We start from the raw sequence: 18,607 nt of genomic DNA on the forward strand, positions 1-18,607 counted from the left end.
GCTAGCCGGCCGTCGGCCAGGTGAGCCGGCGCGCGTGGTGCGCCCAGGCGATGACCGGGACCAGTGCCGCGGTCGCGCCGGCCAGCACCATGACCGCGGCTGGACAGGAGTGGTCGACGACGAGACCGCCGGCCAGTGCGCCGGTGGCGATGGTGGCCTGGAACGACGCGGTGAACAGCACCGATGCCGCCTCGGGTGCCTGGGGAGCGGCCTTGGCGAACCACGTCTGCGAGCACACCGGGACCGCGCCGTAGGCGACTCCCCAGAGCACCAGCAGGGCGAGCGCCCCCGCGGCCGAGCGGCCCAGCACCGGCAGCAGCGAGGTCACCGCGGCGATCAGTGCCGCCGCTGCCGCGAAGGTGGTGCGCGGCCGGCGCGCCGCGGTGGCACCGGCCACGAAGTTGCCGACGATCCCGGCGGCGCCGTAGCCGAACAGGAACACCGTGACCAGGCTGGGGTCGGCCGCGGTGACCTGCGTCAGGAACGGCGTGACGTAGGTGTAGGCGCCGAAGTGGGCGAGCACGACGAGAACCGTCGCGGCCAGCGCGAAGCGGGTGTTGGTGGTGCGCAGCAGACCGCCGAGCACGGCCAGCCGGGTGACCTGCTCGGGTGGGAGCGGGGGAAGCACCACGGCCAGCGCGGCGAGGACCGCCAGGCTCAGCACCCCCATGACGACGAACGCCACCCGCCAGCCGGCGACGTCCCCGATGAGCGTGCCCAGCGGGACGCCGAGCACGGACCCCAGCGGCACCGCGGCGAAGATCACGGCCCTCGCCCGCCCCACCGACCCGGCCGGCACCAGCCGGCCGGCCAGCCCGGCACCGACCGACCAGAACCCGCCGATGGTGATTCCCACGAGCACCCGGGAGATGACGACCAGCCAGTAGTCGGCCGCTGCCGCGGCGAGGAAGTTGGCCAGTGCCAGCAGCAGGATGAGCGCGCCCAGCACCACTCGTCGGTCGACGCGCGCGGTGGCCGCGGTCACCAGCGGCGCGGCGAGCGCGGCCAGGAACCCCGGCATGGTCATCATCAGCCCGGCCACGCCAGCCGAGACGGTGAAGGTGGCACCGATCGAGGTCAGCAGGCCGATGGGCAGGATCTCGGTGGTGACGATGGCGAAGATGCCGACCATCACGGATGTCACCGCCAGCCAGGACATGATGGCCGGCCGGGGCGCTGGTTCGGTTTTCCGAGCGGCGCTCGCCGCGGGTGCGGGCACGGGTCCACGTCCTTGTCGCACGGTCGATGAGCGGAGTGGGCATCAGCTCATCAAGGGCGCCAGCCAGGTGCTGGCGGGTTCGCGACGTCACGGTGGGTGGCCCGTGGTGCTGGCGTCAGCGGCGGAAGCCACCCTCGGAGTTGAGCACCTGGCCGGTGATCCAGCGCGCCTCGTCCGTGGCCAGCCAGGCGATCAGCCTGGCCGGGTCGTCCGGCTCGCCCCAGCGGCCGGCCGGGAACCGGCGGCGGACCAGTTCGTGCAGGTCCGGGCTTGGCCAGCCGGTGTCGACCGGCCCGGGGTTGACCGCGTTGACGGTGATGCCCCGGTCGGCCAGTTCGTCGGCGAGCGTGGCGGTGATCGCGGCGAGCGCGCCCTTGCTGGCCGCGTAGGCCACCTCGCCGGGCATGGGGCCGAGGTTCTGGCCGGAGGTCAGGAACACGATCCGGCCGCCGTGCTGGGCGTGCTGGTCCTGGTGGGCGGCGAACGCCTGGGCGAGCAGGATCGACGAGCGGGCGTTCACCGCCCAGTGCCCGTCCAGCATGGCCACGTCCACAGTGGACAGCGGGCCGTCGCCGCCGTTGCGCGCGTGGTTGCAGACCAGGATGTCCACCCGGCCCAGGGCGTCTCGCGCGGCGCGCAGCAGTTGGGCCGGGGCCTCGGGATCGGCCAGGTCGGCGCCGGCGTGGTGGACCCTCGCGCCGATGACCAGTGCCTCGGCCACCCCGTCGACCACCCCGGTGATCCCGCCCGGTTCCACGCCCCACGGCTGGTCCGCGTCGTGCGGGAGGTGGTGGTGCAGGAACAGGCTCGCGCCGAGCGCGGCCAGCCGGCGCGCCACGGCGTAGCCGATGCCCGCGCGCCGGCTCACCCCGGTGACCAGCGCGACCCGGCCGGCCAGCGGGAGTGGGTCACGCCGGAGCTGGTCGGGGGTGGGTGCGGGGGGACCGGGGTGCGTCATGCGCGCCAGTCTCGGGCGAGCCGGCCGGTCGACGCGAGCGGTTTTCGGCCGGCGCGGTTTTCAGCCGGCCGGGCCGGCCTCGCGTTGGCCGACCCGGGGCGTTGTCGGCCGGGCCGGTGCCGCGGGCGTTGTCGGCCGGGCCGGCGTCGTGGGTGCTGTCGGCCCGGCCGGTGCTGTCGCCGGCTGGCTCAGGCGCTGTTCGGCTGGCCGGCCGGGCCGGTGCCGCGTTGGCCGACCCGGGTGGTTGTCGGCCGGCTCGCGTGGACGGCTGCGGCCCTCGGCTGGCCGGCGCGGGAGCCGGATTCACCCGAATGGGCCTGCGTGAAAAGTCAACTCGGGGTGTTTGGAAAGTCGACTCGCGGGGTTTGCACGCACGACTCGCGGGGTTTGCACGGTCAACTCGCGGTGGTGGTGATGGTGGCCAGCAGGGGGGCCAGGCGGTGGCGGGGGAGGTCGATCAGGCGGACGTCCAGGTCCACGTCGGCCGGGGCGTGCGCCTCGACCCGCTCCCGGGCCTGCCGCTTGGTCAGCTCGCCGCGGGACGCGGTGACCAGGGCCTCGCGCCACACGTTGCCCAGCTTGCCGTGGGCGCGCAGCAGCACCTCGCGCACGGCCAGCCCGCCGGCGTCCAGCGCGCCGACCGGCACGTGCTCGGCCACCACCACGGCGTGCCTGCTGTCCGGGGTGCTGCGCAGGAAGCGCAGCTGGAACCGGGCGGCCACCAGGTCGGCCAGGTCGCGCTGGGCGCGCTCGGAGCCGATGTCCGGGTGGTTGTTGGGCACCAGGGCCGCCATCCGCCCGGCCGCGCAGGCCAGCAGGGTGCGCAGCAGCCACGGCCCGGGGTCGCCGGTCAGGTCCACGGCCAGGGCGGACGCGCCCTTGCCCACCGGCTCGTCCCAGCCCGGCCCGCGCGGCTTGGGCGCGGGTGAGGAACCGGGTCGGGCGGCCAGTTCGCGCAGCCGCTGCCACACCGACTCGGCCACGTCGGCGGCTGGCTCGCTCGCCTCGATCGACTGGGGGCCGTGCGTGTAGATGCCGGTCCGACCGGTGCCGGTCCGGCCGGCGGCGGATCTGCCGGCTCCAGCGCGGGCGGTGCCGGCCGGGGTCGGGCCGGACAGGGCCAGCTTGGCCGAGCGCGCGGTCGGCCGGCACACGTACAGGTCGCTGGCACTGCCCACGGCCTGCGCGCCCTGGTAGCGGTTGAACCCGGGCAGGACCGCCTCGAACACCACGCCGAGCCGCTGCACCTCCTGCTGCACCTTCAACCCCAGGGCCGGGTTGCGCGCGCTGTAGCCGTAGGCGACCAGCACCCGGCCGTTGGCCACGTCGCGCAGCGCGGACACCCCGCGCCCCACGAACAGCGCCATGCCCTCCGGGGTGTACGGCGGGTCGGTGAACACCAGGTCGGCCCATTCCTGGGCCGAGGGCGGGAAGCCGAAGCGCAGGTCGGCGTGCAGGCAGCGGATGTTCCAGCCGCGCTGGGCCGCCCGGGTCTCGATGAACTCCAGGATGCGCTCGTCCAGGTCGACCACGGTGACCGCGACGTCCGGGTTGACCGCGCACACCGCCAGTGAGGTCAGGTCGTGGTCGCCGAGGCAGAGCAGCCGGCCGCCGGTCAGGTCGTAGTGCTCGGCCAGCCACAGCGCGCGGCGCAGCACGGTCTCGGCGGTGGCCGGCACGTGGTCCATGGCGGGCAGCGGCGGCGGCGCGTCCGCGATGTCCGCCCGGATCGTGGCGAGCAGGTCGGGGTGGGCGGCGGCGAGTTCGGCGAACGGGTCGTCCGGCGGCCGGGTGTCCAGGCCGAACCGGCGCCGGTAGTCGCCGGCCAGTTCGGCGGCCACGCGCAGCCGGGGCACCTCGCCGCGCGGGTCGTGGCGGACGTCCTCGCCCAGCGCCTCCACCAGCTCCTGCACGGTGCGGCGGGGCAGCGCGGTCTGCCGGACCACCTCGTCGAAGGGCTGCCAGCCGGCGCACAGCAGGGCCAGCGCCCGGCGCAGTGGCCGGCCGTGCACGCCGTGCGCGCGCAGCAGCGCGCCCACCCTGGTCGGCCCCCCGGTGCGCGGCCGGTCAGTCCCGTGTTCCGCACCACCCTGCTGGTCGGTGTGGTCAGCGGATTCCTCGGATTGGCTGGTCACAACCTGGTGACCCTACGTGCGCGGCGGCCGGCGCACGCCGTGGGGGCGGGTTGGGACAACCCGTCCGCATGGTGGAATTCGCTGCCTGCGTCAGCCGAACGGACTAAGGTCTTTGTGTTGTTGCGGGCGCTCACCTGACCGAGTCAGGTGATCCGCTGTTACTGGGGCGGCCGGCGAGTGGCCGTCACGACCGGAAGGACCTCGGGTTGATCGAGTTCCGGGCCGTGACCAAGCGCTTTGACGACGGAACGGTGGCCGTCAACCAGCTCGACCTGACCGTGGAGGCCGGCATCATCACGGTGTTCGTCGGCCCGTCGGGCTGTGGCAAGACCACCTCGCTGCGCATGATCAACCGGATGGTCGAGCCCACCTCGGGCACCATCCTGGTGGACGGTCAGGACGTGCGCGCGGCGGATCCGCCGAGGCTGCGCCGGGGCATCGGCTACGTCATCCAGCAGGCCGGGCTGTTCCCGCACCGCACCGTGCTGGACAACGTGGCCACCGTGCCGCTGCTGTCCGGCTGGAGCCGGGGCCGGGCCCGCCACCGCGCCGCCGAGCTGCTGGAACTGGTCGGCCTGCCCGCCGAACTGGGCCGGCGCTACCCGGCCCAGCTGTCCGGCGGCCAGCAGCAGCGCGTGGGCGTGGCCAGGGCGCTGGCCGCGGACCCGCCGGTGCTGCTGATGGACGAGCCGTTCAGCGCGGTGGACCCGGTGGTGCGCGAGGGGCTGCAGGACGAGCTGCTGCGGTTGCAGGACGAGCTGGACAAGACCATCGTGTTCGTCACCCACGACATCGACGAGGCCGTGCGGATCGGCGAGAAGGTCGCGGTGTTCCGGGAGGGCGGGGTGCTCGCGCAGTACGCCGCGCCGGCGGAGCTGCTGGCCCGCCCGGCCGACGACTTCGTGGCCGGCTTCGTCGGTCGCGACCGCGGCTACCGGTCCCTGTCCTTCGTGGACTCCGGCGAGGTCGCACTGGACCAGGTGTCCACAGTGGCCATCGGGCAACCCGCTGGCGCGCCCACCGCCGAGTGGGTGCTGGTCCTGGACGAGCAGCGCCACCCGCGCGGCTGGCTGCCCCCTCGCTCCACTGTGGAGGGTGCGGTGACCGAGGCCGGGCTGACCCCGGGCGGTTCGCTCTACCAGGCGGGCACCCCCCTGCGCGGCGCGCTGGACGCGGCCCTGTCCTCCCCGTCCGGTCTGGGCGTGGTGGTGGACGAGCGGGGCGGCTACGCCGGGGTGGTCACCGCCAGGCAGGTGCTCGACCTGATCGAGCGGGCCCGGCCGACCGCGACGGGAGCGGAGCGCGGCCACTGATGGACTCGATCCTGCGCTACCTGGGCAACGCCGGCACGCAGCGGGAGATCCTCGACCGGCTGGTCGAGCACGTCTACCTGTCGCTGCTGCCGGTGGTGCTCGCCGTGCTGCTCGCCGTGCCGCTGGGCTGGTGCACCCACCGGTTCCGCTGGCTGCGCGCCGGCCTGTTCGGCGTGGCCAACGTGGTCTACACGATCCCGTCGCTGGCCCTGTTCGTGCTGATCCCGGCCGTCATCGGCACCCAGATCCTGTCCCCGGTCAACGTGGTCGCCGCGCTGACCATCTACACCACGGCGCTGCTGGTCCGCCCGGTCGCCGACGCGCTGGACGCGGTGCCCGCGCACGTGGTGGCCGCGGCCACCGCGATGGGGTACCGCCCGCTGCACCGACTGCTCACCGTCGAGCTGCCGCTGGCCGTGCCCGTGCTGGGCGCGGGCGTGCGGGTCGGCTCGGTGAGCAACATCAGCCTGGTCAGCGTGGGCGCGCTGATCGGCACCGGCGGACTGGGCGTGCTGTTCACCGACGGCTTCTCCCGCCGCTACCCCGCGCCGATCCTGGTCGGGGTGGTGCTCACCCTGCTGCTCGCGCTGGTCGTGGACCGGCTGCTGGTCCTGGTGCAACGCCGGCTCACCCGGTGGGCCAGGGCCGGGGAGGTGACCGGCGGATGATCTTCGCGGACATGTTCGCCTGGCTGGCCGACCCCGCCAACTGGACCGGGCCGGCCGGCGTGCCGGCCCGCGTCGGCCAGCACCTGCTGTACTGCCTGATCGCCGTGGCCGCGGCCAGCGCGATCGGCGTGCCGCTGGGCCTGTGGGTCGGGCACACCGGGCGCGGCGGCCTGCTGCTGGTCGGCACCAGCAACTCGATCCGCGCGCTGCCCACGCTGGGCCTGGTCACCCTGCTCTACCTGGTGGCCGGCGGCGGCACCGGTCCGGTGCTGGTCGGCCTGGTGGTGCTGGCCATCCCGCCGATCCTGGCCGGCACCTACGCCGGCGTGCAGGACGTCGACCGGGGTGTGGTGGACGCGGCCAGGGGCATGGGCATGACCGGCTGGCAGCGGCTGTGGCAGGTCGAACTGCCCAATGCCACGCCACTGCTGATGAGCGGCATCCGCAGCGCCATGCTCCAGGTCGTGGCCACCGCCTCGGTGGCCGCCTACGTCGGCCTGGGTGGCCTGGGCCGGCCGCTGCTGGACGGGCTGCGGGTGCTCGACTACGGCCAGTTCGTGGCCGGCGCGGTGCTGATCGCCCTGCTCGCCGTGCTGCTGGACGCGGTGCTGGCGGTGTTCCAGCGCGTGGTGGTGCCGCACGGCCTGCGCGTGGTCGCCAGGGCGGCCAAGCGGCCGGCCAGCGCGAACCGGTCGAGCCAGCCCGAGCGAACAGGGGACGCGGGGGAGTCCGGCGCGTCCGGTGACACCGGGGCGGCCGGCACAACTGGGGAGTCCGCGGCAGAGCTGGCGATCATGGCCAGCCGGCGGGAAACAGGAGGAAGCGAGCGATGAAACGCACACTTGCCGTCGTGGTGGCGGCAGCCGCGCTGCTGCTGTCGGCGTGCGGGTCCAGTGAGACCCTGTCCGGCGCCAACCAGGGCAGTGGTGACCAGGGCGGGCAGGTGGTGGTCGGCTCGGCGGACTTCACCGAGAACAAGGTGCTCGCCGAGATCTACGCGGCGGCGCTGCGCAACGCGGGCGTGAACGTCACGGTCAAGCCGGGCATCGGCGCCAGGGACGTGGTGATCAGGGCGTTGCAGGACAAGTCGTTGACGGTGGTGCCGGAGTACACCGGCAACCTGCTCAACTACTTCGACAAGACCAACACCACGACCACCTCCGACGAGGTGTACGCGGCGCTGAAGAGCAAGGTGCCCAGCGGACTGGCCGTGCTGGACCAGGCCCAGGCCGAGGACAAGGACGTGCTGGTGGTCACCAAGCAGACCGCCGACTCCGGCGTGACGTCCATGACCGAGCTGGGGCCGCGCTGCCAGGAGTTCGTGTTCGGCGGCGCGGGCGAGTGGCCGCAGCGCTGGGCCGACAAGATCAAGGAACTCTACGGCTGCACGTTCAAGGAGATCCGCACCACCGACGCGGGCGGCCCGATCACCGTGGACGCGCTGCGCAACGGCGACGTCCAGGTGGTGAACCTGTTCACCACGTCGTCGGACATCAAGGCCAACAACTTCGTGGAGCTGGCCGACCCGAAGAACATGTACCCGGCCCAGCACATCGTGCCGCTGCTGCGCGCCGACGGCGTGAGCGACGCGGGCAAGGCCGCGCTGAACAAGGTCTCCGCCGCCCTGACCACCGACAAGCTGGCCGAGCTGGTCAGCAAGGTGGACGTGAACAAGGAGACCCCGACCGACGTGGCCGCCGCCTTCGTCAAGGACAACAACATCTGATTCCGATTCCGACCAGGACGGTTGTCGTGTTCGGCCGGGCCCGGGGTCGCCACCGCGCGGCCCCGGGCCCGGCCGTGCCGCCGCGGATCGCGGAGAACGTGAACCGCGCGAACTCGGGTGGGTGAAGCCCGGCGCCTGTGGCAAGCTGTCCCGCCGTGACCGGCGCCGACAGCATCCAGATCAGCACACTCGCCGAGCGCCCGGCCCTGATCGGCCGGATCTACGAGATCGACGAGTCGTGGCCCGTGTTCACCTCGCACGACCTGGTCGCGAGCGCCCTGCTGGACCAGGTGGCCGAGGTGTTCCCGGACTACTGCGTGGTCGCCACGGACGGCGACCGGGTGGTGGCCCGCGGGCTGAGCGTGCCGTTCAACGCCACCCTGGACGGCCGGGAGGAGATGCCGGACCAGGGCTGGGATCGGGTGCTGTCGTGGGCGTTCCGCGACCAGCGCGCCGGGCACCCGCTGACCACGGCCAGCGCGCTGGAGATCACCCTGGACAACGCCTACCTCGGCCGCGGCCTGTCCTACCAGGTGCTGGCCGCCATGCGCCAGGCGGTGGGCCGACAGGGCCACGACACGCTGGTGGCCCCGGTCCGGCCCAACGCCAAGCACCAGCAGCCGCACACGCCCATGGCCGACTACGTCCACCAGCGGCGCGCGGACGGTCTGCCCGCCGACCCGTGGCTGCGGGTGCACGTGAAGGCGGGCGGCACCATCGAGAAGGTCGCCACCACGTCGATGACGGTCAGCGGATCGCTCGCGCAGTGGCGCGCGTGGACCGGGCTGCCGTTCGACCGCGACGGTGCCGTGGTCGTGCCCGGCGCGCTGGTGCCGGTGCACTGCGACACCGCGCACGACCGTGCGGTGTACGTGGAACCCAACGTGTGGGTCCGCCACCGCACGGCCTGAGCCGCGGTGGCTGCGGCTGTCGTGCTGGTCAGGCGGTGAGCAGCGCGTCGATCTGGTGGCCCATGACCCGGCGCATGCCCTCCGCCGTGCCCGTCTCCAGCATCTGCTCGGGTTTGTTCCTAACCGCTGTGGCCGCCGATGCGGCTGGTCAGTTCGTCGGCGGCGTGCCGCACCTCGTCGGCCAGCTCGGGCCACTGCTGGCCGCACTCCTGCTGGCCGTGGTCGTGCTGATCGGGTTCGCACAGGTGGCGGAAGGTCACGCTGATCGCGGCGATCGGCCGGCCCCCGTGGTCGAACACGGGCGCGGCCACCGACGCGAAGCCGAGCGTGACGTACCCGTCCTCCACGGCCCAGCCGCGCCGCCGCTCGGCCAGCAGCAGCCGGCGCAGCGCCGGCAGGTTCGTCGGCCCCCGCCCGGTCCGGTTGACGAAACTGGCCGCTGAGGGCAGCAGCGCCCGCACCTGGGCCGCCGGCAGGTGCGCCAACATCGCCCGGCCCGAGGCCGGCAGGTGGGCGGGCAGCCGCACGCCGACCTCGCTGACCAGCGTCTGCGGCTGTGTCGGCTGCTCGCGCACCAGGTACAGGGTCTCCCGGCCGTGCAGCACCCCCAGGTGGGCGGTGTAGCCGGTGCGGTCGACCAGGCGGCGCAGCAGTGGCCGGGCCAGGCGTTCCAACGGGTCGTGCCGCAGGAACGCCGAGCCCAGTTCGAACGCGGCCAGTCCCAGGCCGTAGCGCCGCTCCTCGGGCAGGTGGGTGGCGAACCCGGCCTCGATCAGCTCGGCCAGCAGGTGGTACGTGGTCGACCGGGGCAACCCCAGCTCCCGCGCGACCGTGGCCGCCGACACCGGCCCGGCCCGACTGGCCAGCAGCCGCAACACGGCCAACCCGCGCCGCAGCGCCGGCACATCACTGCTGGCGCCCATGCCCCGCCCACCCGTCTGGCATGCCAGACAGTGTCACCCCTGCTCGGGGCAGCCGTCGAACCGTCCGGTTCGGACACCCGCGACAAACGAGCGCCAGGACGTGGATTTGACGCGTAAGACATCGGTGCTGGGGTTCTTCGAGTCCCGAACCCCCACCCGCTCACCAGCGACGAACCGGCACTCCACGCACTGGTTCGAACTGTTGTCGCTGTAGCTGCTCTTGAACCATCCCGTGTCACGATTTTGACTGGGCATCTGCGGTTAACCTCTCCAGCTTTCGGGAAATCGACTTCCTCGTGTCTGCGACGGACAGCGAAAGATCATTCAGGCGTTGGAAATTGCGGAGCATCGCGCCCGTGTCGCCGGGATCGTCGTAGTAAGTGGACGGTCCGTAGACGACAGAAGCGAATCCGATGCGGGGCACGGAAGCGCCGAACTCCAGGAGTGTCAGTCCTCCGCCGCGTGCCGGGTTGTCCGGGACCGTTCTCGGCAACAGCCGTACCTCCGCATGGGGTCGGGTGTCGATGATGTCGAGCAGGTGGGCCAGTTGCTCGCGCATGACCTCGACGTTGCCGGTTACATCGTCCAGGGCGGCCTCGCCGATGACGAAATGCAGTTCCTTGCGCTTCCTGGACTGCCAGATGGTTTCCTGTCGGCGAAACCGGAAGCTCGTCCGATTTCGCCTGATCGCCTCTGATGGCTCCGGCAGAACGCTGTCCGCCGCGGCAAACAGGGCGTTCACGTATCCGGGCGACTGCAGCAGGCCGGGTACGACACCCGATTCGTAGTAGTACATCGTGCTTGCTGCCGCTTCCAGATCGGCGAACCGCTGGAACGAGCCGGGCAACAGGTCGGTGTAGGCCCGGCGCGGCTGGCGTCTGCGGGTTTCCAGGCCAAGGGTGACGATGGTTTCCCGATCGCTGCCGCTTGTTCCGTAGAGGTCGAGGAGCTTGTCGAGTTCGTCGGCGCTCAGCGTGGACAGACCGTCCTCGACCTTGCTGATCCGAGGTACGTCCTTCCCGATGTGCCGCGCTGCCTCAAGTTGCGAGCGGCCGGCCTGTTCTCGAAGTCGCTTCAGGGCGAGACCGAGTTGGCGGCGCTCCACGGTGGGGCGCGCGTTGACCATCCCTGGACCTCCTCTGCGTTCGGCGCTCGCAGTGTTCCGCGCGCCTGCTGGCCGAGCCAAGCGCCAACGGCCACCCGATCAGGGCACTGACAGGGGAACAAGTTGTCCCTAAGTTGGCGAACAGCTGTTCCTCAGCTGGTTCTCCCTGGTCAGCAGGGGCCAGCGCCGGGCGGCGGGTCGTAGGCGCGCCAGCCGTCAAGCGGGGGCCACCAGGTTCGAAGTCGAGACGGGAAGTGGGGTCGGATCTTCATGGGTAGGGAAATCCTGCTTGATTCGTGGGTGAAGGTGTCCGGGAGCTGCGAGATCACCTGCGACCTCGTGGGTGACGAGGCGCAGTTCCGCTTCGTGGGCGACGGGTCCTCCGAACTGGAACTGATCATGACGGAGGCCGCCCTGGAGAAGTTCGTGCCGATCTGCGCGGACGCTCTGCGCGGGATGCACGGCGAACAGCAGGCCGAGCAGTCCGGCGAATCGGCCCAGTAGCCGACGAGGACCACGACACAGCCGAGGGGCCAGAGCGGATTGCCACCTCGCCCTGGCCACCCGGCTGTGTTCAACCCAGGGGGGCTTGTCTGGCATGCCAGACACTCTCGGGTGTGCCCGGGGTGTGCGTTGGGGCTGGGCGGGTTGGGATAGGGGTATGGGTGAACCTGTTCCCGTTGGCCTCGAACCGCTGCGCCGCGATCAGGTGGTCGCGGTGGCGCGGCACGACACGCCGGTTGAGCTGACCCAGCGCGCGCTGGCCGCGGTGGCCGCCGCCCGGGACCACGTGGCCGCGCTGGCCAACGCGGTCGAGCCCACCTACGGGGTGTCCACCGGGTTCGGCGCGCTGGCCATCCGGCACATCCCGGTGGACCGGCGGGCCGCGCTGCAGCGGTCGCTGGTGCGCTCGCACGCGGCCGGGGCCGGGCCGGAGGTGGAGCGGGAGGTGGTGCGCGCGCTCATGCTGCTGCGGCTGCGCACCCTGGCCACCGGGCACACCGGGGTGCGCCCGGAAACGGTGTCGGCCATGGCCGGGATGCTCAACGCCGGGATCGTGCCGGTGGTGCACGAGTTCGGGTCGCTGGGCTGCTCGGGTGACCTGGCGCCGCTGTCGGCCGTGGCGCTCGCGCTCACCGGTGAGGGGCAGGTCCGGGACGCGGACGGGCGGCTGCTGCCGGCTGGTGAGGCGCTGGCCAGGGCCGGGCTCACCCCGGTCACCCTGGCCGAGAAGGAGGGGCTGGCGCTGATCAACGGCACCGACGGCATGCTGGGCATGCTGGTGCTGGCCGCCGCCGACCTGCACCGGCTGATCGACATCGCCGACATCACCGCGGCCATGAGCGTGGAGGCGCTGCTCGGCACCGACCGGGCGTTCGCCGCCGAACTCCAGGCGCTGCGCCCGCACCCCGGCCAGGGGCACTCGGCCGCGCGGATGATGGCGCTGCTGGCCGACTCCGAGATCGTGGCCAGCCACCGGGGGCCGGAGTGCCCGCGCGTGCAGGACGCCTACTCGATGCGGTGCGCGCCGCAGGTGCACGGCGCGGCCAGGGACAGCCTGGCGCACGCCGAGACCGTGGCCGACCGGGAACTGGCCTCGGCCGTGGACAACCCGGTGGTGCTCGCCGACGGCCGGGTGCTGTCCAACGGCAACTTCCACGGCGCGCCACTGGCCTACGTGCTGGACTTCCTCGCCATCCCAGTGGCCGACCTGGCCAGCATGGCCGAGCGGCGCACCGACCGGATGCTGGACGTGGCCCGCTCGCACGGGCTGCCGCCGTTCCTGGCCGACGACCCGGGCGTGGACTCCGGGCACATGATCGCCCACTACACCCAGGCCGCGGTGGTCGCCGAACTCAAGCGGCTGGCCGTGCCTGCCTCGGTGGACTCCATCCCCACCAGCGCGATGCAGGAGGACCACGTGTCCATGGGCTGGTCGGCCGCGCGCAAGCTGCGCCAGGCCGTCAACGGCCTGACCACGGTGCTGGCCGTGGAACTGCTCACCGCCGCGCGCGCCCTGGACCTGCGCGCGCCACTGCGGCCGGCGCCGGCCACCGCCGCCGTGGTGGAACTGCTGCGCGAACACGTGGCCGGCCCCGGCCCGGACCGGCACCTGGCGCCGGAGATCGCCGCGACCGAGGAGCTGGTGCGCTCGGGCGCGGTGCTGGACGTGACCGGCCCCTGGCTGAACCCCTTGGACCACACCGAAACCGTTGTCGGGAGGACACCGTGACCGAGGTCGTCCGCGCTGCCAGGGGCAGCACGCTGACCGCGCGCAGCTGGGCCACGGAGGCACCGCTGCGCATGCTGCACAACAACCTCGACCCGGAGGTGGCCGAGCGGCCCGAGGACCTGGTCGTCTACGGCGGCACCGGCAGGGCGGCCAGGGACTGGCCCAGCTTCCACGCGATCAGCCGGGAGCTGACCACGCTCGGCGGCGACGAGACCCTGCTGGTGCAGTCCGGCCGGCCGGTCGGGGTGCTGCGCACCCACGAGTGGGCGCCCCGGGTGCTGATCGCCAACTCCAACCTGGTGCCGGACTGGGCGAACTGGCCGGAGTTCCGCCGGCTGGAAGCGGCCGGGCTGACCATGTACGGGCAGATGACCGCGGGCTCGTGGATCTACATCGGCACCCAGGGCATCCTGCAGGGCACCTACGAGACGTTCGCGGCGGTCGCGGCCAAGCGGTTCGGCGGCAGCCTGGCGGGCACGCTCACGGTCACCGCCGGCCTGGGCGGCATGGGCGGCGCGCAGCCGCTGGCGATCACCATGAACGGCGGGGTGGCGCTGGTCGTGGAGTGCGACCCGTCCCGCGCCCAGCGCCGGCTGGACACCCGCTACCTGGACGAGATCGCCACCGACCTGGACGACGCGGTGCGCCGGGTGGAGGCGGCCAGGCGGGAGCGGCGCGCGCTGTCCGTCGCGGTGCTCGGCAACGCCGCCGACGTGCTGCCCGAGCTGTTGCGCCGGGGTGTGGCCGTGGACGTGGTCACCGACCAGACCTCCGCGCACGACCCGCTCGCCTACCTGCCCAGCGGCGTGGACCTGGCCGACTGGCACGACTACGCGGCCGCCAAGCCGGCCGAGTTCACCGACCGGGCGCGGGAGTCCATGGCCGAGCACGTGCGCGCCATGGTCGGGTTCCTGGACGCCGGCGCCGAGGTGTTCGACTACGGCAACTCGCTGCGCGGCGAGGCCCAGCTCGGCGGCTACGAGCGCGCCTTCGACTTCCCGGGTTTCGTGCCCGCCTACATCCGGCCGCTGTTCTGCCAGGGCAAGGGCCCGTTCCGCTGGGCGGCGCTGTCCGGCGACCCGGCCGACATCGCCGCCACCGACCGGGCCATCCTGGAGCTGTTCCCGGACAACGAGCCGCTGGCCCGGTGGATCAGGCTGGCCGGCGAGCGCGTCGCCTTCCAGGGGCTGCCCGCGCGGATCTGCTGGCTCGGCTACGGCGAGCGCGACCGCGCCGGCCTGCGGTTCAACGAGATGGTGGCCAGCGGTGAGCTGTCCGCGCCGGTCGTCATCGGCCGCGACCACCTGGACTGCGGCTCGGTGGCCTCGCCGTACCGGGAGACCGAGGGCATGGCCGACGGCTCCGACGCGATCGCGGACTGGCCGCTGCTCAACGCCATGGTCAACACCGCCTCCGGCGCCACCTGGGTGTCCATCCACCACGGCGGTGGCGTGGGCATCGGCCGGTCCATCCACGCCGGGCAGGTCACCGTGGCCGACGGCACCGAGCTGGCCGCGCACAAAATCGAGCGGGTGCTCACCAACGACCCGGGCATGGGCGTGCTGCGGCACGTGGACGCCGGCTACCCGGAGGCGGCCGAGGTGGCGGCCGAGCGGGGCGTGCGCATTCCGATGAACCAGCCCGGGGAGGTGGCGCGATGAGCAACCCGACCAGTCAACTGCTGGACAGCATCGCCGACGTCGGCATCGACCACACCAGGGGCGGCTACTCGCGGCACGGGTTCGACCGCACCGAACTGGAGCTGCGCGAGTGGTTCACGGCCGAGGCCGGCGCGCGCGGCCTGGACGTGCGGCCGGACCGCAACGGCAACCTGTGGGCGTGGTGGGGCGCACCGGGGCCGGACGCGGTGGTCACCGGCAGCCACCTGGACTCGGTGCCCGGCGGCGGCGCGTTCGACGGACCGCTGGGCGTGGTGTCCGCGCTGGTCGCGGTGGACCTGCTGCGCGCGAGCGGGTTCACCCCGCGCCGGCCGCTGGCCGTGGTGGTGTTCGCCGAGGAGGAGGGCGGCCGGTTCGGCGTGCCGTGCCTGGGTTCCCGGCTGCTCACCGGGGCGATCACCGCCGATGCCGCGCGGGCGCTGCGCGATGCGGACGGGGTGAGCCTGGCCGAGGCGGTGCGCGCGGCCGGTGTCGACCCGGCCGGGCTGGGCGCGGACCCGGAGGCGATCGGCCGGATCGGCTGCTTTGTCGAACTGCACGTGGAACAGGGCCGCGGCCTGGTGGACCTGGCCGCGCCGGTGGGCCTGGCCACCTCGATCCTGGCGCACGGGCGGTGGCGGTTCCGGTTCACCGGGCAGGGCAACCACGCCGGCACCACGCCGCTGGAGCAGCGCGCCGACCCGATGCTGCCGGCCGCCGAGGTGGTGCGCGCCGCCCGCCGCGCCGCGTCCACAGTGGAGGGATCGCGGGCCACGGTGGGCCGGCTGGTGCCCAGGCCGGGCGGCACCAACGTGATCGCGTCCACAGTGGACCTGTGGTTGGACGCGCGGGCCCCGGACGGTGTGGCGACCAGGGAACTGGTCGAGCGGATCGCCGACGACGCCGAGCAGGCCGCCCGCGACGAGGGCTGCGAGCTGGAGGTCACCCGGGAGTCCTACGGGGACAGCGTGGTCTTCGACGACGGCCTGCGCGACCGGCTGGCCGGCCTGCTCGGCGACGTGCCCGCGCTGCCCACCGGCGCCGGCCACGACGCCGGCATCCTGGCCGCCCACGTGCCCACCGCCATGCTGTTCGTGCGCAACCCCACCGGCATCAGCCACGCCCCGGCCGAACACGCCGAGCCGGACGACTGCGCGCGGGGCAGTGCCGCGCTCGCCGACGTGCTGCGCGGGCTGGCCGGATGAGCGCCGGCAGCGGCCGGTTCTGGTGCGCCCACGCGTGGCTGCCCGGCGGGCTGGCCGCGGGTGTGCTGGTGAGCTGCGCCGACGACGGGACCATCAGCGCGGTGGAGCTGGTCGACCAGCCGCCGCCGGGCGCCGAGGTGCTGGCCGGGGTGGTGCTGCCCGGGTTCGCCAACGCGCACTCGCACGTGTTCCACCGGGCCCTGCGCGGCCGCACGCACGGTGACGGCGGCACGTTCTGGACCTGGCGGGAGGCGATGTACGCGCTGGCCGCCCGGCTGGACCCGGACAGCTACCTGGGCCTGGCCACGGCCGTGTTCGCGGAGATGGCCGTCGCGGGCATCACCTGCGTTGGCGAGTTCCACTACCTGCACCACGACCGGGACGGCCGCCGGTACGCCGACCCCAACGCCATGGCCGAGGCGCTGCGCGAGGCCGCCCGCCGTGCCGGCGTCCGGCTCACCCTGCTGGACACCTGCTACCTGGCCGGCGGCATCGGCCGCGAGTTGGCCGGCACCCAGCGGCGGTTCGGCGACGGCTCGGCCCGGCAGTGGGCCGACCGGCACGCCGGCCTGCGCCCCGACGCGAACACCCGGATCGGCGCGGCCATCCACTCGGTGCGGGCCGTGCCCGCCGACCAGGTGGCCGACGTGCTGGCCGGCGCCGGACCGGACCAGCCACTGCACGTCCACCTGTCCGAGCAGCCGGCCGAGAACGCCGACTGCCTGGCCGCGCACGGGTGCACCCCGACCCGGCTGCTGCACGACGCGGGCGTGCTGGGCCCGCGCACCACGGCCGTGCACGCCACCCACCTGACCGCCGAGGACATCGGCCTGCTCGGCGGCACCGGCACCGCCGTGTGCCTGTGCCCGAGCACCGAAGCCGACCTGGGCGACGGCCTCGGGCCGGCCGGGGACCTGGCCGAGGCCGGCTGCCCGATCAGCCTGGGCACCGACCAGAGCGCGCTGATCGACATGCTCGGCGAGGCCAGGGCACTGGAGTACGGCGAACGGCTGCGCACCGGCCGGCGCGGCCGGTTCACCCCGGCCGAGCTGGTGGGCGCGCTGACCGCGGCCGGCCACACCGCGCTGGGCTGGCCCGGGGCGGGCCGGATCGCGCCCGGCGCCCCGGCCGACCTGGTCATGGTGGACCCGGGCACGGTCCGCACCGCGGGCGCGCTGCCCGAGCAGGTGCCGCTGGTGGCCTCGGCCGCGGACGTGGCCGAGGTGGTCGTGGGTGGTGCGGTGGTGGCCCGCGACGGCGAGCACGCCCGGCTGGGGGATGTGGCAGCGCTACTGCGAGCGGAGGTGACGGCACTGTGGCGGTGAACAACGCGGTCAGCACGGTGTTCGTGGGCATCAGCGAGCTGACCACCAACGACGACGAGCTGGGCCAGCTCAGCGGGGTCGCGCTCGTCACCGAGGGGGAGCGGGTGGTGTGGGTCGGGCCGGCGGCACGGGCGCCCGAGGCCGACCAGCGCGTGGACCTGGGCGGCCGGGCCGTGCTGCCCGGGTGGGTGGACAGCCACACCCACCTGGTGTTCGCCGGCGACCGCACCGAGGAGTTCGCCGCGCGCATGGCCGGCCAGCCCTACCGGGCCGGGGGCATCGCGGTCACGGTCGAGGCGACCCGCGCGGCCGGTGACGCCGAACTGGCCGGGGTGCTGCGCCGGCACGCGGCCGAGGCACTGGCCCAGGGCACCACCTGCCTGGAGACCAAGACCGGCTACGGCCTGACCGTGGCCGACGAGGTGCGCTCCGCCCGGCTGGCCGCGTCCACTGTGGACGAGGTGACGTTCCTGGGCGCGCACCTGGTGCCGCCCGGCTGGGACGCGGACGAGTACGTGGCCCTGGTGTGCGGGGACATGCTCGACGCGGTCGCCCCGCACGTGCGGTGGGCGGACGTGTTCTGCGAGACCGGCGCGTTCGACGAGGACCAGTCCAGGACGGTGCTGCTGGCCGCCGCGGCCAGGGGACTGGGTCTGCGCGTGCACGGCAACCAGCTCGGCCCGGGGCCGGGTGTGCGGCTGGCCGTGGAGATGGGCGCGGCCAGCGTGGACCACTGCACCCACCTCACCCCGTCCGATGTGGACGCGTTGGCCGGCTCGGACACGGTGGCCACCCTGCTGCCCGCCTGCGACCTGTCCACCCGCCAGCCGCTGCCCGACGCCAGGGCCCTGCTGGACGCGGGCGCGACCGTGGCGCTGGCGTCCAACTGCAACCCGGGGTCGTCCTACACCTCGTCCATGGCGTTCTGCGTGGCCACGGCCGTGTTGCAGCTGGGGATGAGCGTGGCCGAGGCGGTGCGCGCGGCCACCTGGGGCGGCGCCAGGGCACTGCGCCGGGAAACCGGTGACGGCGCGGTCGGCGTGCTCCGCCCGGGCAGCCGCGCCGACCTGCACGTGCTCGACGCCCCGTCCGCGACCCACCTGGCCTACCGGCCGGGCGTCCCGCTCACCCACGCGGTGTGGCAGCGGGGCAGGCGGGTGGTACCGGCGGCCAGCTGATCAGGAGACAGGTCGGGTCTCCTAGCTGAAGATCGGTCCAGGCCAGCTCG

Annotated in this window: 17 protein-coding genes; 11 read left to right on the plus strand and 6 right to left on the minus strand. The window is 73.6% G+C overall.

Annotation, left to right across the window (positions count from 1 at the left end; translation table 11 throughout):
• Position 1 precedes the first annotated feature (1 nt).
• From LX83_RS24725 to LX83_RS24735, 3 genes are all read right to left on the minus strand, one after another.
• On the minus strand, positions 2-1,219 hold the full coding sequence (locus LX83_RS24725; protein WP_407649653.1) for an MFS transporter: 1,218 nt from the start codon (positions 1,217-1,219) through the stop codon (positions 2-4).
• Positions 1,220-1,334: 115 nt separating this feature from the next.
• Positions 1,335-2,177 carry an SDR family oxidoreductase gene (locus LX83_RS24730; protein ID WP_253775441.1) on the minus strand — a complete coding sequence of 281 codons (843 nt, stop codon included), beginning with the start codon at positions 2,175-2,177 and terminating at the stop codon, positions 1,335-1,337.
• A gap of 395 nt (positions 2,178-2,572) precedes the next feature.
• Positions 2,573-4,312: a bis-aminopropyl spermidine synthase family protein gene (locus LX83_RS24735; RefSeq protein WP_308204038.1), complete on the minus strand. Its 1,740-nt coding sequence runs from the start codon at positions 4,310-4,312 to the stop codon at positions 2,573-2,575.
• A 206-nt stretch (positions 4,313-4,518) separates the two neighbouring features.
• On the opposite strand from LX83_RS24735, the gene LX83_RS24740 reads away from it, so the two are divergent.
• The 5 genes from LX83_RS24740 (at position 4,519) to LX83_RS24760 (ending at position 8,930) form a co-directional block, all read left to right on the plus strand.
• Positions 4,519-5,625 carry an ABC transporter ATP-binding protein gene (locus tag LX83_RS24740; RefSeq protein WP_253775442.1) on the plus strand — a complete coding sequence of 369 codons (1,107 nt, stop codon included), beginning with the start codon at positions 4,519-4,521 and terminating at the stop codon, positions 5,623-5,625.
• Positions 5,625-6,293: an ABC transporter permease gene (locus tag LX83_RS24745; RefSeq protein ID WP_253775445.1), complete on the plus strand. Its 669-nt coding sequence runs from the start codon at positions 5,625-5,627 to the stop codon at positions 6,291-6,293. Before LX83_RS24740 ends, LX83_RS24745 begins: the two co-directional genes overlap by 1 nt.
• Positions 6,290-7,126: an ABC transporter permease gene (locus LX83_RS24750; RefSeq protein WP_253775447.1), complete on the plus strand. Its 837-nt coding sequence runs from the start codon at positions 6,290-6,292 to the stop codon at positions 7,124-7,126. Before LX83_RS24745 ends, LX83_RS24750 begins: the two co-directional genes overlap by 4 nt.
• A complete protein-coding gene (locus LX83_RS24755) occupies positions 7,123-8,019 on the plus strand; it encodes an ABC transporter substrate-binding protein (protein WP_253775449.1) in 897 nt (298 codons plus the stop codon). Before LX83_RS24750 ends, LX83_RS24755 begins: the two co-directional genes overlap by 4 nt.
• 155 nt (positions 8,020-8,174) lie before the next feature.
• On the plus strand, positions 8,175-8,930 hold the full coding sequence (locus LX83_RS24760; RefSeq protein ID WP_253775451.1) for an N-acetyltransferase: 756 nt from the start codon (positions 8,175-8,177) through the stop codon (positions 8,928-8,930).
• A gap of 119 nt (positions 8,931-9,049) precedes the next feature.
• Here LX83_RS24760 and LX83_RS24765 read toward each other — a convergent pair whose 3' ends face one another.
• The 3 genes from LX83_RS24765 to LX83_RS24775 are packed head-to-tail and all read right to left on the minus strand — an operon-like array spanning position 9,050 to position 10,979.
• Entirely contained in the window at positions 9,050-9,853 is an 804-nt protein-coding gene (locus LX83_RS24765; RefSeq protein WP_253775453.1) for an IclR family transcriptional regulator, read from the minus strand.
• Between the two features lie 33 nt (positions 9,854-9,886).
• Positions 9,887-10,108 carry a DUF397 domain-containing protein gene (locus LX83_RS24770; protein ID WP_253775455.1) on the minus strand — a complete coding sequence of 74 codons (222 nt, stop codon included), beginning with the start codon at positions 10,106-10,108 and terminating at the stop codon, positions 9,887-9,889.
• Complete coding sequence (locus tag LX83_RS24775; protein WP_253775457.1) at positions 10,089-10,979, minus strand: helix-turn-helix domain-containing protein; 891 nt, start codon at positions 10,977-10,979, stop codon at positions 10,089-10,091. The genes LX83_RS24770 and LX83_RS24775 overlap by 20 nt, the downstream gene beginning before the upstream one ends.
• Before the next feature lie 249 nt (positions 10,980-11,228).
• Here LX83_RS24775 and LX83_RS24780 point away from each other — a divergent pair, with 249 nt between their 5' ends.
• From LX83_RS24780 to hutI, 6 genes are all read left to right on the plus strand, one after another.
• The gene (locus tag LX83_RS24780; protein ID WP_253775461.1) at positions 11,229-11,462 is read left to right on the plus strand and encodes a hypothetical protein; all 234 of its coding nucleotides are present in this window, start codon (positions 11,229-11,231) and stop codon (positions 11,460-11,462) included.
• Positions 11,463-11,619: 157 nt separating this feature from the next.
• Positions 11,620-13,191, plus strand: coding sequence for a histidine ammonia-lyase (gene hutH / locus LX83_RS24785; protein WP_253775463.1), 1,572 nt, complete (start codon positions 11,620-11,622; stop codon positions 13,189-13,191).
• Complete coding sequence (hutU, locus tag LX83_RS24790) at positions 13,188-14,852, plus strand: urocanate hydratase (RefSeq protein ID WP_253775465.1); 1,665 nt, start codon at positions 13,188-13,190, stop codon at positions 14,850-14,852. Before hutH ends, hutU begins: the two co-directional genes overlap by 4 nt.
• Positions 14,849-16,054, plus strand: coding sequence for an allantoate amidohydrolase (locus tag LX83_RS24795; RefSeq protein ID WP_253775467.1), 1,206 nt, complete (start codon positions 14,849-14,851; stop codon positions 16,052-16,054). Before hutU ends, LX83_RS24795 begins: the two co-directional genes overlap by 4 nt.
• Entirely contained in the window at positions 16,051-17,379 is a 1,329-nt protein-coding gene (locus tag LX83_RS24800; RefSeq protein WP_253775468.1) for a formimidoylglutamate deiminase, read from the plus strand. The genes LX83_RS24795 and LX83_RS24800 overlap by 4 nt, the downstream gene beginning before the upstream one ends.
• Positions 17,376-18,557, plus strand: coding sequence for an imidazolonepropionase (hutI, locus tag LX83_RS24805; RefSeq protein WP_253775771.1), 1,182 nt, complete (start codon positions 17,376-17,378; stop codon positions 18,555-18,557). The genes LX83_RS24800 and hutI overlap by 4 nt, the downstream gene beginning before the upstream one ends.
• Positions 18,558-18,607: the final 50 nt, after the last annotated feature.

It is taken from the genome of Goodfellowiella coeruleoviolacea (genome assembly GCF_024171785.1).
GTDB classification, from domain to species: domain Bacteria; phylum Actinomycetota; class Actinomycetes; order Mycobacteriales; family Pseudonocardiaceae; genus Goodfellowiella; species Goodfellowiella coeruleoviolacea.